Origin of the sequence: Actinacidiphila oryziradicis (assembly GCF_005047355.1) — a bacterium.
Taxonomy (GTDB): Bacteria; Actinomycetota; Actinomycetes; order Streptomycetales; family Streptomycetaceae; genus Actinacidiphila; species Actinacidiphila oryziradicis.
This window is the reverse complement of the sequence record NZ_SUMC01000014.1, coordinates 84,146-97,879: the sequence shown is the minus strand read 5'-3', so window position 1 is coordinate 97,879 and position 13,734 is coordinate 84,146. Positions and strand designations below refer to the sequence as shown.

Below are 13,734 nucleotides of genomic sequence, written 5' to 3'. Positions count from 1 at the left end.
GAGCCGACGAGCGCCTCACCGTAGATATAGTCGTGGTATGGCTCCTCCAGACGACGGAGTCGTACGGGTCGACAGCTGGATCTGGTCCGTACGGCTCACGAAGACACGTTCGCTGGCCGCCACGGCCTGCCGTGCCGGTCACGTCCGCGTCAATGGCGAGCGCGTCAAGCCGGCCCACGTGCTGCGGTCCGGGGACGAGGTGCGGCTGCGCGATGCCGGGCGCGAGCGGATCGTCGTCGTCTCGCGCATTGTGCGGAAGCGCGTCGGGGCCGCTGTCGCGGCGGAGTGCTTCATCGACAACAGCCCGCCGCCGCCACCGCGCGAGGAGACCGCGGTGGTCGCCCACCGTGACCGCGGTGCGGGTCGCCCTACGAAGCGTGACCGGCGCGAGATCGAACGCCTGCGTACCAGCTGAGCGAGGCGTCGATGCCGCCCCGGCGGTCGGCAGCGGACAACGCCTTCACCGTTCCACCCACCGCCATCACCATGGCCGCCTCCTGTCGGGAACCCTGTCTCCAGGATTCGGGCGCACACAGTCGTCGACAAGAGCGCAAGACCAGCGACCAGGAGCGAAAACAGCAGCTCACAGGTAGTGATTCGCACACGCACGCCCCCTGTCTGGGCAACCGCGCTCCCTCCGCCGAGCGGAATCAGTCCGACACTTATGGCATCAACCCCGCGACACCCTCGGCCGGGCCGTGGCCCGGCCCGCGCAGCGCGTCCATCAGCGCGCTGAGCTCCACCAGGTCATCGGTGCGAAACGGGCACCGCCCCGCAGCCGCCACCACAAGCGGATCCACCGGTGCCTCGTCCGTCCACTCCGTTGGGATCCTGGCCCGGCCACCGGACCCGTCGAGGTAGTGCATCAGTTCCCCGCGCCAGCCGAGACGGGCTCGATGAACTCCAACTCCCGCCAACGCTGTGAGCGAGGCGTTCAACAGCCTCCTGAAGGTCGAGTACGTCTACCGGCACACCTTCGCCACCCGGGCCGAGGCCCGGATCAGGATCGCCACCTGGATCACCGACTTCTACAACGCCAGGCGGCTGCACAGCGTGTGCGACTACAAGAGTCCGTCGAGAACGCCGAAGCCCTGACGGCGGCGGATGCCGGACCGTGTGAGCACAATGCACAAAAGTACAGGCAAAGAGCTTAATGGCAACTTAAACACGAAACATGGAAGTTACCTGCGGGCCGTCCTAGCTTCAGAGTCCTCAGCGGCGAGGACGAAAGGAGACGGACATGACGGCTGTACGCAGTGACCAGGCGGTGGGCCCGGCGCCCGATCCGGGCGCCAAGGCGCCGGGGCGTGAGAGCGCCGGCATTGAACTGTTGGGTGTGACAAGGCGCTTCACCTCCCCGGCGGGAAAGCTGTTCACCGCGCTTCGCGATGTGAACTTCACTGTCGAGCCGGGCCAGTTCTGCGCGGTGGTAGGACCGACCGGCTGCGGCAAGTCGACGACTTTGGGCATGGTGGCCGGTCTCGACAAGCCGAGCGGCGGCACCGTCCGCGTCGGCGGCAAGGAGGTGAACGGGATCACCGACGGCGTCAGCTTCATGTTCCAGCAGGACGCCCTCCTGCCCTGGAAAACGGTGCTCGCCAATGTGGCGCTCGGCCCGATATTCCGTGGTGTCGGCAAGAAGCAGGCGCAGGCCAACGCCCGGGAGTGGCTGGGCCGGGTGGGCCTGCGCGGGTTCGAGGACCACCACCCGCACCAGCTCTCCGGCGGTATGCGCAAGCGCGTCGCCATGGCCGCCGCGCTCATCAACGAGCCGTCGATCCTGCTGATGGACGAGCCGTTCGGGGCACTGGACGTGCAGACCAAAGCGATCATGTCGAACGAGTTGCTCGGCCTCTGGGAGGAGCTCAAGCCCTCGGTCCTCTTCATCACCCACGACCTGGAGGAGGCCGTCGCCCTCTCCGACCGCGTGGTCGTGATGACCTCCGGGCCCGGCACGATCAAGGGTGTCTACGACATCGACCTGCCGCGCCCACGCGGTGCGGTGCAGGAGATCCGCTTCGACCCGCGCTTCCTCGAACTCCACCACCAGATCTGGGAGTCGCTCAAGGACGAGGTGCAGCGCGCCTACGCGCTGACCGGCGGCACCTCGGGCACCTCGAAGGCGGAAGGAGACCGCTGATGAACACCACGTCCGAGTCCAAGGAGCGGGAGATGCAGACCCCCGACCAGGTGCGCTCCGTGCTGCAGTCCGAGATCGCCGCCGACGAGGCCACCGTCAAGGCCAGGGCGCTGCGCCAGGCCCGCAACCGCAAGATCAAGGTCAACGTCGGCCGGGCGCTCCTCGGCATCTTCGTGGTCGGCGGCTGGCAGCTCTTCACGCAGTGGAAGATCATCGATCCGTTCTTCTTCGGCCAGCCGTCCGGCATCGTCAAGCAGTTGGGGGACTGGTTCCAACATGGCACCTCGTTCGGCTCCATCTGGACGCAGATCGGCGTCACCATGGAAGAGGCCCTGCTGGGCTTCGTCTACGGCGTCCTGGGCGGTGTCGTGCTGGGCGTGCTGCTCGGCCAGGTGCGCTTCCTGGCTGATGTGATCGGGCCGTACATCAAGATCGTCAATGCCGTGCCGCGCATCGTGCTCGGCTCGATCTTCTTCGTCTGGCTCGGGCTGGGCACCCCCGCGAAGGTTCTGCTGGCCTCCGTCCTCGTCTTCTTCGTCGTCTTCTTCAACGCCTTCCAGGGTGTCCGTGAGGTCGACCAGGTCTTCGTCAACAACGCCCGCGTCCTCGGCGCCTCGCGGCTGCAGATCACCCGCCACGTGGTGCTGCCCTCGGCGTTCACCTGGATCACCGCGAGTCTCCACGTCGCTTTCGGCTTCGCCGTCATCGGCGCGATCGTCGGCGAGTTCCTCGGTGCCCAGCAGGGCCTGGGCCTGGTCATCTCCGACGCTCAGAACCACTTCAACCCCAACGGCGTATTCGCGGCGATGGTGATCATCGGCATCATCGCGCTCACCGCCGAAAGCGGGATCAGCCTCCTGGAGAAGAAGCTGCTCGCCTGGCGCCCCCCGTCCTCGACCGAGGTCGCGGGTCTCTGAACCGACTGAAACTCAGCTCTCGATCCACCCTCACCGTACAAGGGAGTACCGGTCATGTTCACCACCAAGCTCACCAAGAGAGCCCGCCGCACCCTGGCCCTGGCGACGACGGGCGGTCTGCTCGCCACCCTCGGGCTGACGGCCTGTGGCTCCTCCACCAGCAGCTCCAGCAGCTCCAGCAGTTCCAGCGGCGGCGGCAGCCTGCCGAAGGTCTCCATGATGGTCGGCGGCATCGACAAGCAGATCTACCTGCCGTACGAGCTGGCCCAACAGCTCGGCTTCTACAAGAAGTACGGCGTCAACATGCAGCTCAGCACCGAGACCTCGGGCGGTGTCGGCGCCGAGACCGCGATGGCATCCGGCCAGGTCGACATGGCCGGTGCCTGGTACATCCACACCTTCGACTTCCAGGCCAAGGGCAAGGACGTCATCAACCTCGCCCAGCTCAGCGGCGCCCCCGGCGAGCGCGTGATGTGCTCGAAGAGCTCGGGCGTCACCACTCCCGCGGACTTCAAGGGGAAGAGCATCGGTGTCACCGACCTCGGCTCCGGCACCGACGACCTGATCCAGCAGGTGGCCGCGCACTACAACCTGTCCACCACCCAGTTCCACCGGGTGGGTGTGGGTGAAGGCTCCACGCTGCTCGCCGCCCTGCAGCAGAACCGGGTCGCCTGCGCCATCACCACCCAGCCCACGGTCAGCGCCATCGAGAAGGCCGGGGCGGGCACCTCCGTCCTCGACCTCTCCAGCTCGGCGGGCGCCACCAAGTGGCTGGGCGGCACCTGGCCGGCGGCCGGCGTGCTCACCCTGAACAGCTGGGCCCAGTCGCACAAGGACACCGCGCAGAAGGTGGTGGACGCGCTGGTCGCGACGATGCACTGGATCAACACCCACACGGCCGCGGACATCGCCAACGCGCTGCCCGCGTCCTACACCAACAACGGTCTCATCACCAAGGCCGTTTACACCACCGCGCTCGCCCAGGACAAGGGCCAGTTCCTGCCGGACGGGATGATGCCCGCCAGCGGCCCGGCAACCGTCGAGGCCACCGCGAAGATCTCCGGGGTCGACGTGAGCAAGGTCAAGGTGAGCGACACCTACACCAACCAGTACGTCATCGCAGCCAACAAGCTGGAGGGCTTCAAGGTCAGCGGCGGCTGACCCCGACCACGTAACCAGCGTCGGATCCAGTCCTGGACAGCCTGGATCCGACGCTGGTTACGGCACCTCTCCGGCCGCCGCCCGGTGCCCCGAGCCCGGGTGCCGGCCGTTCTTCCTGTGCCGGCTGACCCGCCCCGTGTCGGACAGCCCCGCGAACCAGGTCGGGAGGGCGCCGGGTGGCGGCCAGGATCTGGACTGCGCCTCCGGCACAAGCACGTTATGCGCGTTCTGCTCAGCGGTCAGGGGCTGGGCAAATCATCCCTGACCAGTGATAATCGCTCCACGGGCGTGGCAATGGTGCCAGTCGAGAGTCAAGCGGTGAGAGACGATGTTCCCAAGGACACCAAGACGGCGCCAAGGCCGAAGGCTGTCCACCCGGATCCTGGCCAGTCAAGTGGCGATCCTCGCAGTGACCAGCGTGATCGGCTTCATCCTGTTCGCCTGGGCGCAGCGCGCTCAACTCGACAACGAGTACGAGCAGCGCGCGCTGTCCATCGCCCAGGTGGCGGCCGGGGACCCGCAGATCCGCGAGGGCATGACAGACCCAGCCAGCGGATCCCTTGTGCAGGCGACCGCCGAGCGGATCGCCCACTCCGCCGGGGCCTCCTACGTAGTGGTGATCGACCTGAACGGCATCCGGCACTCCCATCCGGTTATCGGACTCGTCGGGCGGCGGGTCGCCGAACCGATCGTCGTACTCGACGGGAAGGGACACGTAGGCATCGACCAGGGGGCCACCGGTCGATCGGCCAACGGGAAGGCACCGCTCCTGGGCCCCTCGGGCGGCGTGATCGGCGAGGTCTCGGTCGGTATCCCGGAGAACAACGCCGCGGGAAAGCTCTGGCGGGAACTGCCCACCTTCGCGCTGTACGCCGGCATCGCCCTCGCGGTCGGCTGCGCCGCCTCGTACGCGCTGGCCAGGCAGCTCAAGCGGTCCACGTTCGGCCTGGAACTGGAGGAGATCGCCGGGCTGCTGCAGGACCGGGAGGCGATGCTGCACGGCATCAGGGAAGGCGTGATCGCCTTCGACCCGCGTGGCAGGATCACCCTGGTCAACGACGAGGCCCGGCGGCTGCTGCAGATCGACACGGCGCTGGGCTTGCAGCCGAAGGAGGTCCTCCCGGAAGGCCGCCTGCGCGATGCCCTGGACGGCACCCTCACCGGCAACGATCTCACCGTGCTCACTGACCGGTACTGCCTGGTCGTCAACCGGATGCCGGTCGGGCTGCACGGGCGCGAACTCGGGGCGGTGGTGACCGTGCGCGACCGCACCGAGATGGTCGGACTGCTACGCGAGCTGGACTCGGTGCGCGGGCTCACCGACGCCCTGCGCGCCCAGCAGCACGAGTTCGCCAACCGCATGCACATCCTTGCCGGGCTCCTGGACCTGGGTGAGCACGAGGCTGCTTTGGAGTACGCGGTGGAGTCGGCCGGAGCCGAACCCGCCTTGACGGAGTCGGTACGGCAACGAGTCGGCAACCCTCTGATGGTCGGACTGATCGTGGCGAAGTCCACGGTCGCCGCCGAGCGCGGGGTGAGGATCACCCTTACCGAGGAGTCGCAGTTCGGTGAGCAACCGCCTCATCTGCGCGGGCTGCTCACCATCGTCGGCAACCTTCTGGACAACGCGGTGGACGCGGCGGTGTCCGAAGCTGCTGCACCGGGAGCCGCACATGTGCGCCTGTCGCTCCTGGAGACGCGATCCGCGATCACGGTCCAGGTCGCGGACTCGGGTCCGGGCGTGCCGTCCGAAGCCGTCGAATCGATCTTCGAGGACGGTTGGTCGACCCGGCCGGACCGGGGAACGGCACGGCGTGGCCTCGGGCTGGCCCTGGTCAATCGACTCGTTCAGCACCACGGCGGGACGATCACGGTGAGCAGGGGGGCCGGCGCCGTGTTCACCGTCACGCTTCCGCTGTACGACAGCGACCCGGCCCCTGCCGCTCAGATCGCCAAGGCAAACCTGTTCGAACTTGCAGCGTTGGGAGACGATCGCTGGTGATCAGAGTTCTGGTCGTGGACGACGACTTCCGAGTCAGCGGCATCCACGCCCGTTACGTGGCCCGCACCGAGGGATTCGAGGCGGTCGGTCAGGCATCGACGGTCGAGATGGCCGTGCTGGCGGCTCGCGAACTCCAGCCGGATCTGCTGCTTCTGGACGTCCACCTGCCCGACGGAAGCGGACTCGATGTGCTGCACCAGCTGACCGGCAACGCGGGGGGTGCCCGGCCCGACGCCATTGTGATCACTGGAGCACGGGACGTGGCCACGGTCCGTTCGGCGATGAAGCTCGGTGCGGTGGGGTACCTGGTCAAGCCGTTCGGCTTCGCCGCGTTCAGCGAGCGGCTGACCGCCTTTCGGGAACTGCACGACCGCGTCCACTCACTGGGCCTGGCCGCAGAGACCGACCAGGCCGAAGTCGACGCCCTGTTCAGCGTCGTCCGTCCCGCGCCCGTGCCGCAGGCGCCGGCGAAGGGACTCTCCGCCCCTACCCTCGCGCTGGTCCGCGAGGCGGTGCGGGAACGCGACCTGTCGGCAGCAGAGGTCGCCGAGGCGACCGGGATCTCCCGCCCCACCGCGCAGCGCTATCTGTCCTATCTGGTCCGCCAAGGGCTGGCTCACCTGGAGTTCCGCTACGGCGCCGCCGGCCGCCCCGAACACCGCTATCGCGCGGCGGTCTGACCGGGTGCAATCGGCGCGGCCCTGGCCGACATGGCGTGCGGGCTGCCCCGGCCGGACCTGGACTTCCTGTCCCCGGCCCGGCTGTTCAGCCCCGGAAGACCGACTGCGAGCGGCGCTCGTACCACGCGGCCAGATGCCTGCCCGAGCTGATGATGTGCGCGTGCATGGCGTCCCGGGCCCGGTCCGCGTCACCGGCGGCCAGCGCGGTGATGATCGCGTCGTGCTGCTGGACGTTCTCCTGCCGGTGCCGCTCGTTCTCGGTGAGGACCAGCGACGAGACGTTGCGCGGGAAGCTCTCGTTGACCTGGGCCACCATTCTGACCAGCCAGGCGTTGTCGGCGGCGGCACATACAGTGGTGTGGAACTCGTCATTGGCCTTCGCCGTGACCGGAGAGCCGCCCTCCCCGAGGGCGGCGCGCAGCACCTCGTTGTGGTGCCGCAGGCGGTCGAGCTCGGCGGAGGAGAGCCGGTCGGCGGCGCGGCGCGCGGCCAGGCCCTCCAGCTCGGCGCGTACCTCGTACGCCTGCCGCACCTCCCACGGCGCGGGCACCCGGACAACGGCGCCGCGATGGGGATGGACCTCGATGAGGCCGCCGTGCTGGAGCTGGCGCAGGGCCTCACGCACAGGAGTGCGGCTCACCCCGAACTCCCCGGCCAGCGCTGCCTGGCGGAGCGGGGCGCCGATCGCGAACTCACCGCTCATGATCCGATCCCGGATGCTGGCCGCGATCTCGTCGACGAGGGGGGCTTCGCCGGTCTCTGGGGTCATCGGAGTGTGTCCGGCCTTTCGGTCATTCGGCCCGGTCCGGGCACGACTGCGGGGGGAGTGTGTCACGCACATCCGGGTGGATCAACTATGGCGATTTTGGATCCAAGATGATTCTATATGTATCCAGTAGCAGGTTGCAGTGGACTTGGCAAGGGCGCTCGACATCTCCGTGCCGATCAGGCCCGGGATGCTGCACTGGGGTCGCCGCCCCGAGATCGAGATCGTGGAGTCACGGGCCGATGGTGCTGTCTCGAACGTGAGCAGATGGCGCATCGGGGCACACACCGGCACGCACATCGACGCACCGGCCCACTTCGTCGACGGTGGCAAGACCGTCGACCAGATCGACCTGGCCGCGCTCAACGGACCGGCCCGGGTCCTGGACCTCACCCACGTCGAGGAGCAGATTACCGCCGCGGACCTGGACACAGCCGGTCTTGGCGACATCGGCGACGAGGTCCGGGTGCTGCTGCGGACCACCAACTCCGCGACCGTGTTGCGCACTCCGTGGAAGTCCGCCGCGTGGGTCGGCCTGGCACCCGGCCTACGCCCGCCGGGTCGCGCCCAACGTGGCTGTCACCACCCACCAGCACTTCTTCGCGGTCCGGCTCGACATGGCCGTCGACGGCCCGCTGTGCCGGCTCAAGGAGGTCACCGCCCAGCCCGAGCCGGACCGGGCGCTGGACCCGTACGGGAACGCCTGCCGTACCCTCTCCACACCGATCGCCAGCGAGGCCGCGGCGGGCCGGCGCAATGACGCCGACCGGGCGCTGCACTGGCGGATCGAGAGCGCGCAGGCGCGCAACCGGATGGGCGAGGCCACCGCGTACCGGCTGCACGTCGAGAACACCGCGACGCTGCCGGTGCGCGAGGACGGTTCAGGTCTCCTGGGGTGAGGGGGTGGTTGGGGTGGGGGTGTTGCGGGTGATGGCTGCCCCGTTCGTGGCGCCGGGGCCTTCCGGGGTGTCGGTCCGTACCCGGCTGCGGCTGACCGCTGATGAGGAGCGGGGGCTGCGTGCGGTGGGCGGGCACCTGGGCGGCTTGGCGTCGGGTGACATGGCGCGGCGGTGCCGGGACGGGCTGGGGCACGACAAGGACACGTGGGCGGCGCGGAAGCGCGCGCTGACCGCCGCCTCCTCATCGCGGTGGGCCGGAAGTATCACCAAGGCCAGCCATGACCAGTGGGCGCTGGCGCGGCGGGGGCAGGCCGCGCACCCGCCCGGCGCCCGCTTGGAGCCCTTCGCGCCGATGGGCTGCGACAGGCGGTGGGTGAGGGTGGCGATACCAGCATCCAGGTCTTTCAGGTCCGGCGGGCCAAGATCGCGGCAGACACCACCGCGGGCCGGGTCCGGGTGGTGCGCGGCGGCAAGACGAGCGCTGGTATCTCACGGCCTGCTGGCAGCCCGCCCCGGCGCCGCAGCTCTCTGTGGAGGCCGCGCTGGCGGCCGGCTGCATCGGCGTGGATGCCAACGATGATCACCTGGCCTCCTGGCAGCTCGACGTCCACGGCAATCCCGTCGGGCAGCCGCACCGGTTCTTCTACGACCTGTCGGGCACCGCCGGTCACCGTGACGCGCAGATCCTCCCCCAAACTTCGTCCGGGGGCGCCCCCATCGCCCTGACCCGGCTGCTGCACTGGGCCCGCCGCACCGGCGTGAGCGCGATCGTGGTCGAGGACCTGGACTTCGCCGAATCAAAGACCCGTGAGAGGCACGGCCGCAAGAAGCGGTTCCGGCAGCTCATCTCCCGCTTCCCCACCACCAAGCTCCGCACCCGCCTGGTGACCATGGCCGCCGAACGGGGCATCGCCATCGTCGCCGTCGATCCGGCGTACACCTCCCGCTGGGGCGCGCGGCACTGGCTCACCCCGCTGCGCGCCACCCACCCCCAGACCACCGGTCACGACTGCGCGAGCATCGTGATCGGACGGCGCGCCCAAGGACATCCGGCCCGGCGTCGGACGCCACCGCCCCCGCACCACCAGAGCGATGGTGCCGGGCATCGGAGCGCCCAGGCCCGGCCAGACGCCCTCGGGCGCGAGGAAACCCGCCCACCTCGGACCGGACCACCCGCACGACGGGTGCCGCCACCAGGTACGCGAACGCGGGCGACCAGCGCATCCAGCCGTTCGGCGTCGGCGGGGTCCTTGTAGCCGTCGCGGTAGTAGCCCCCGCATCGCGGCACACCGCACACCGCGCCCCGGCCGCTCAGCGCGGTGTGCGGTGTGCCGCGATGCGGTCCCGGTACCAGGAGTACGAGGCCTTGGGCGTGCGTGCCTGGGTGTCGTAGTCCACGTGGACCAGGCCGAAGCGCTGGTGATAGCCCTCGGCCCACTCGAAGTTGTCCAGCAGTGACCAGGTGAAGTAGCCCCGGACGTCGACGCCTTGGGCCACCGCCTCCGCCACCGCGTCGATGTGCGAGGACAAGTACGAGATCCGGGCCTGGTCGTCCACCACGCCGTCGACCATCTCGTCCGGCTGGGAGCAGCCGTTCTCGGTGACCCAGACCGGAGGCAGCGCATCGCCGTAGCGGTCCTTGAACGCCACCAGCAGCTCGGTCAGGCCGTCGGGGACGACCGGCCAGTCGAAGGCGGTGCGCTCGTACTCCTCCTTCGGCTCGGCCATGTCGAAGGGCAGGCCCGCCTCGGGGCCGGGGGCCGTGATCCAGGTCGGGTTGTAGTAGTTGATCCCGAGGCCGTCCAGCGGCGCGGCGATGACGGCCAGATCGCCGTCGCGGACCACGCCGCCCAGGTCCTCGCTCCTCCCGTACGCGGACATGTCGGGGTAGCGTCCAAGCAGCAGCGGGTCGTTGAACAGCCGGTTGTGCAGGGCGTCATAGGCCTGCGCGGCGGCGCGGTCGGCCTCGTCCGCGCCGGGGAGCAGCCGGACCGGGGTGCAGTTGTTGGTGATCAGCACCTCGCTCGCGCCGTGTTCGCGCAGGGCCGCCGCCGCCAGGCCGTGGCCGAGCAGTTGGTGGTGGGCGGCGGGCAGCGCGTCCACCATGAGGGCCTGGCCGGGCGCGTGCACGCCGAAGGCGTAGCCGAACGCCATGTGGATGAAGGGCTCGTTGAGGGTGATCCAGCGGCCCACCCGGTCGCTGAAGCGCTCGGCGAGGATCCCGGCGTACTCGGCGAAGCGGTACGCCGTGTCGCGGTTCATCCAGCCGCCACCGTCCTCCTCGAGGGCCTGCGGCAGGTCCCAGTGGAAGAGGGTGGGGACGGGGGTGATGCCGGATTCCAGCAGCTCGTCCACCAGGCGGTCGTAGAAGCCCAGGCCGCGTGGTTCGACGGCGCCGCGGCCCTCGGGCTGGATCCGGGTCCAGGCGAAGGAGAAGCGGTAGGCGTCCACGCCGAGGCCCTTCAGCAGGGCGACGTCCTCGTGGCAGCGGTGGTAGTGGTCACAGGCCACCGCGCCGGTGTGGCCGTCGCGGACGACACCGGGGCGGGTGGTGAAGGCGTCCCAGATGGAGACGCCCTTGCCGTCCTCGGTCGCGGCGCCCTCGATCTGGTACGCGGCGGTGGACGCTCCCCAGCTGAAACCGGCGGGGAGCTGCGGGGGTTGCGGTGCTGACATCGGCGGTCCGATCCTTGCCCCGGGCGGGAGAAATGTGAGTGGCGCTCACGTTAGTCCTTCGCCGACCGTGTGCTCAATGGGGCAGAGTGGTGTCATGCAGGCTTCCCTCCCCGCTGACGGTCCGGTGCGCCGCCGTCCCGTCCAGCAGCGCAGTCAGGAACGCGTGGAGCGGATCCTGGACGCTTGCGCCGTCCTCCTTGACGAGGTCGGTCACGGCGGCCTCACCACCAAGGCCATAGCCCTCCGTGCCGGGGTGCCCATCGGCACGCTCTACCAGTTCTTCCCCAACCTCCAGGGACTGCTGGGCGCGCTGGCCCACCGCAACCTGGAGCAGTACATCGACCGGCTCGCCCGCCGGACCGAGGCCGAACGGCCCGCGCACATCGGCGCCCTGGTGGATCTGGCGGTGGAGGAGTACGTCGCCATGCGCCGTGCCCTTCCCGGTTTCGGCGTGGTGGACTTCGGCCTCGTCGGCGGCGACGATTCCGGCAGCATCCACCTGCTGGACGCCGTCCTGGACAACAACGCCGCCGTCGCCGAACGACTCTGGGTCTTCGGCGCCGACCTCCTCGCCCCCGGCGCTCCGGGCGCCGGGCAGGACCGCTCCGCCGTCCGCACCGCCATGCGCGTCGCACTCGAATGTGCCGACGCCGTCCTCCGCCTCGCTTTCCGCACGGATCCCCAGGGCGATTTGGCCCTGATCGCCGAATGCAAGCGCCTCCTGCGCGGCTATCTCGGCGGCGAAGCCCGCCGGGAATGAATCCCCGTTCCGGGTCTCCTGCTCGAAGGCGTGGCCGGCCTGCGGGAAGGCGAAGTCCGCGCGAGGGGGTCCGACGAGCTGGACCCCGACCGGCAGGCCCCCGGCCGTGCAACCGCCGGGGCCGCTGAGGGTGCGGCCTTCTGCGACGGGCACAACATGTGGGGCCTGGCCCTGGGCCCGCTCACCGGACAACTGCTCGCCGAGTCGATCGCGACCTGCACACCCGCTCCCGAGCCGGCCCCCCGGCACCCGCTGCGCCAGGCACTGGGGACCAGGATGCGGCTGAACACTCACCGTGGTTCTATGTCGCTGTTGGTAATCAACGGGTCTGCGGCCGGCCGCGGCCCGGATTCCAAGACGCTTCGCTCCACCGTGCTCCTTCCGAGAGGGAAAGGCATGACTGACGACAGGCTCCGTGCCCAGGAAGACCAGTGGCGCGGCGATGGGTGTCCGGCCAGTCTCTTCGCCCGTCGGTCATTCCTTCAGGGCACAGCCGCGGGTGTCGTCGGGGCGGCGGGTGGAAGCCTGCTGGACGGTAACGCGGCCCTCGCCGACGGGGCGAACGGCAAGCAGGCGAGCGGGAAGCTGATCCCGTTCCACGGACGCCACCAGGCGGGCATCGCCGATGCTCCACAGTCGGTCGGGGCGTTCACCTCCTACGACGTGACCGCCTCCGGCCGTACGGAACTCACCTCGCTGTTCCGCACGCTGACCGCGCGGGCCCGCTTCCTCACCGCCGGCGGGACGGGGCCGAAGGCGTCCCCGGACGCACCGCCACCGGACAACGGCATCCTGGGACCCGGGGTCGTGCCGGACGATCTCACCATCACCGTCGCCGTCGGCGCGTCCCTCTTCGACAGCCGCTACGGATTGCGTGCGCGCAAGCCTGCCCAGCTCAAGACCATGACGCCGTTTCAACACGACGACCTCGACTCCACCCTGTCCCAGGGCGACCTGCTGCTACAGGTGTGCGCCGGACACCGCGACACGACGGTGCACACGCTGCTCGACATCCTGGAACACACCAAGGGCGCGATGAAGGAGCGCTGGCGCTTCCACTGCCAGCGCAATCCGCCGCGTCCCACAGGTATTCCACGGGACTGGTTCGGCTTCAAGGACGGCATCACCAACCCGGACACCTCGAACACTTCCCAGATGGACCAACTGGTCTGGGCGCAGCCGCACACCGCCGAGCCCGCCTGGGCGGCGGGCGGCACCTACCAGGTGGTGCGCGTCGTGCACTTCTACCTCGAAGCGTGGCAGAAGGTATCCGTCGCCCAGCAGGAGCGGATCTTCGGGCGACGCAAGATCAGCGGCGCCCCCATGTACGCCGTGTCCGACGATGCCTCGGACACCCTCGATCCCATCTACACCAACGACCCTCAGGGCCTGATCACCGCGCTGAACTCCCATGTCCGCCTCGCCAATCCGCAGACCCCGGATACCGCGGCGACCAGCACCATCCTGCGTCGCAGCTACGACTACGAGCGGAGCCCCGACGTCAACGGCGGCCTGGACCTGGGGCACGTGTTCTGCTGCTTCCAGCGCGAGCTCAACACGTACGTCGCCATGCAGACCCGGTTGGAGGCCGAGGCGCTGGTGCCGTACATCAGTCCGCGGGGCGGCGGCTACTTCTTCGCCCTTCCGGGCGTGCGCGACGACAAGGACTACTACGCCCGCGGGCTGCTGACCTGACCGCTGATTCCGGGCCGGCCGTGCGAGAGGCGAGAGCC

15 protein-coding genes and 1 pseudogene are annotated in these 13,734 nt (G+C 69.4%); 12 read left to right on the top strand and 4 right to left on the bottom strand.

Annotated elements, in window-relative coordinates; genetic code table 11:
• Positions 1 to 37 precede the first annotated feature (37 nt).
• Complete coding sequence (locus FCI23_RS17220; protein WP_136724778.1) at positions 38 to 415, top strand: RNA-binding S4 domain-containing protein; 378 nt, start codon at positions 38 to 40, stop codon at positions 413 to 415.
• Between the two features lie 247 nt (positions 416 to 662).
• Here FCI23_RS17220 and FCI23_RS17215 read toward each other — a convergent pair whose 3' ends face one another.
• The gene (locus tag FCI23_RS17215) at positions 663 to 917 is read right to left on the bottom strand and encodes a DUF5372 family protein (protein WP_265737748.1); all 255 of its coding nucleotides are present in this window, start codon (positions 915 to 917) and stop codon (positions 663 to 665) included.
• 4 nt (positions 918 to 921) lie between these two features.
• Between FCI23_RS17215 and FCI23_RS17210 the strand changes: the two genes are divergently transcribed.
• The 6 genes from FCI23_RS17210 to FCI23_RS17185 all read left to right on the top strand — a co-directional run bounded on the left by FCI23_RS17210 (position 922) and on the right by FCI23_RS17185 (position 6,900).
• Positions 922 to 1,095 (top strand): integrase core domain-containing protein, encoded by a 174-nt coding sequence (locus tag FCI23_RS17210; RefSeq protein ID WP_136724776.1) that lies wholly within the window; start codon positions 922 to 924, stop codon positions 1,093 to 1,095.
• Positions 1,096 to 1,240: 145 nt separating this feature from the next.
• Positions 1,241 to 2,140 (top strand): ABC transporter ATP-binding protein, encoded by a 900-nt coding sequence (locus tag FCI23_RS17205; protein ID WP_136724775.1) that lies wholly within the window; start codon positions 1,241 to 1,243, stop codon positions 2,138 to 2,140.
• Positions 2,140 to 3,057: an ABC transporter permease gene (locus tag FCI23_RS17200; protein ID WP_246143772.1), complete on the top strand. Its 918-nt coding sequence runs from the start codon at positions 2,140 to 2,142 to the stop codon at positions 3,055 to 3,057. The genes FCI23_RS17205 and FCI23_RS17200 overlap by 1 nt, the downstream gene beginning before the upstream one ends.
• Positions 3,058 to 3,111: 54 nt before the next feature.
• A complete protein-coding gene (locus FCI23_RS17195; protein ID WP_136724774.1) occupies positions 3,112 to 4,218 on the top strand; it encodes an ABC transporter substrate-binding protein in 1,107 nt (368 codons plus the stop codon).
• A 394-nt stretch (positions 4,219 to 4,612) separates the two neighbouring features.
• Positions 4,613 to 6,220 carry a sensor histidine kinase gene (locus FCI23_RS17190; protein ID WP_246143771.1) on the top strand — a complete coding sequence of 536 codons (1,608 nt, stop codon included), beginning with the start codon at positions 4,613 to 4,615 and terminating at the stop codon, positions 6,218 to 6,220.
• Positions 6,217 to 6,900 (top strand): response regulator, encoded by a 684-nt coding sequence (locus FCI23_RS17185; RefSeq protein ID WP_136724772.1) that lies wholly within the window; start codon positions 6,217 to 6,219, stop codon positions 6,898 to 6,900. Before FCI23_RS17190 ends, FCI23_RS17185 begins: the two co-directional genes overlap by 4 nt.
• Positions 6,901 to 6,985: 85 nt before the next feature.
• Here the strand turns inward: FCI23_RS17185 and FCI23_RS17180 are convergent, their stop codons facing one another.
• Positions 6,986 to 7,669, bottom strand: coding sequence for a GntR family transcriptional regulator (locus FCI23_RS17180; protein ID WP_136724771.1), 684 nt, complete (start codon positions 7,667 to 7,669; stop codon positions 6,986 to 6,988).
• Between the two features lie 187 nt (positions 7,670 to 7,856).
• Here FCI23_RS17180 and FCI23_RS59685 point away from each other — a divergent pair.
• A pseudogene (locus tag FCI23_RS59685) lies at positions 7,857 to 8,159 on the top strand (cyclase family protein); the annotation flags it as partial.
• A 79-nt stretch (positions 8,160 to 8,238) separates the two neighbouring features.
• Positions 8,239 to 8,565 carry a copper amine oxidase gene (locus FCI23_RS59680; protein ID WP_246143770.1) on the top strand — a complete coding sequence of 109 codons (327 nt, stop codon included), beginning with the start codon at positions 8,239 to 8,241 and terminating at the stop codon, positions 8,563 to 8,565.
• Here the strand turns inward: FCI23_RS59680 and FCI23_RS63765 are convergent.
• The gene (locus tag FCI23_RS63765; RefSeq protein ID WP_407645978.1) at positions 8,548 to 8,835 is read right to left on the bottom strand and encodes a hypothetical protein; all 288 of its coding nucleotides are present in this window, start codon (positions 8,833 to 8,835) and stop codon (positions 8,548 to 8,550) included. The genes FCI23_RS59680 and FCI23_RS63765 overlap by 18 nt on opposite strands.
• 260 nt (positions 8,836 to 9,095) lie before the next feature.
• Here FCI23_RS63765 and FCI23_RS17170 point away from each other — a divergent pair, with 260 nt between their 5' ends.
• Positions 9,096 to 9,821 carry an IS200/IS605 family accessory protein TnpB-related protein gene (locus FCI23_RS17170; RefSeq protein ID WP_407645977.1) on the top strand — a complete coding sequence of 242 codons (726 nt, stop codon included), beginning with the start codon at positions 9,096 to 9,098 and terminating at the stop codon, positions 9,819 to 9,821.
• 55 nt (positions 9,822 to 9,876) lie between these two features.
• On the opposite strand, the gene FCI23_RS17165 is transcribed toward FCI23_RS17170, so the two are convergent.
• Positions 9,877 to 11,241 (bottom strand): GH1 family beta-glucosidase, encoded by a 1,365-nt coding sequence (locus tag FCI23_RS17165; protein ID WP_136724770.1) that lies wholly within the window; start codon positions 11,239 to 11,241, stop codon positions 9,877 to 9,879.
• A gap of 94 nt (positions 11,242 to 11,335) precedes the next feature.
• Between FCI23_RS17165 and FCI23_RS17160 the strand changes: the two genes are divergently transcribed.
• Positions 11,336 to 12,001 carry a TetR/AcrR family transcriptional regulator gene (locus FCI23_RS17160; RefSeq protein ID WP_136724769.1) on the top strand — a complete coding sequence of 222 codons (666 nt, stop codon included), beginning with the start codon at positions 11,336 to 11,338 and terminating at the stop codon, positions 11,999 to 12,001.
• Positions 12,002 to 12,397: 396 nt separating this feature from the next.
• Positions 12,398 to 13,696, top strand: a complete 1,299-nt coding sequence (locus tag FCI23_RS17155; RefSeq protein WP_136724768.1) for a Dyp-type peroxidase — start codon at positions 12,398 to 12,400, stop codon at positions 13,694 to 13,696.
• Positions 13,697 to 13,734: the final 38 nt, after the last annotated feature.

What these genes read in the sequence shown, in the direction of transcription:
- FCI23_RS17220 (WP_136724778.1), top strand. Translation starts at nt 38, where the DNA reads ATGGCTCCTCCAGACGACGGAGTCGTACGGGTCGACAGCTGGATCTGG.
- FCI23_RS17205 (WP_136724775.1), top strand. Translation starts at nt 1,241, where the DNA reads ATGACGGCTGTACGCAGTGACCAGGCGGTGGGCCCGGCGCCCGATCCG.
- FCI23_RS17200 (WP_246143772.1), top strand. Translation starts at nt 2,140, where the DNA reads ATGAACACCACGTCCGAGTCCAAGGAGCGGGAGATGCAGACCCCCGAC.
- FCI23_RS17195 (WP_136724774.1), top strand. Translation starts at nt 3,112, where the DNA reads ATGTTCACCACCAAGCTCACCAAGAGAGCCCGCCGCACCCTGGCCCTG.
- FCI23_RS17180 (WP_136724771.1), bottom strand. Translation starts at nt 7,669, where the DNA reads ATGACCCCAGAGACCGGCGAAGCCCCCCTCGTCGACGAGATCGCGGCC.
- FCI23_RS17165 (WP_136724770.1), bottom strand. Translation starts at nt 11,241, where the DNA reads ATGTCAGCACCGCAACCCCCGCAGCTCCCCGCCGGTTTCAGCTGGGGA.
- FCI23_RS17160 (WP_136724769.1), top strand. Translation starts at nt 11,336, where the DNA reads ATGCAGGCTTCCCTCCCCGCTGACGGTCCGGTGCGCCGCCGTCCCGTC.
- FCI23_RS17155 (WP_136724768.1), top strand. Translation starts at nt 12,398, where the DNA reads ATGACTGACGACAGGCTCCGTGCCCAGGAAGACCAGTGGCGCGGCGAT.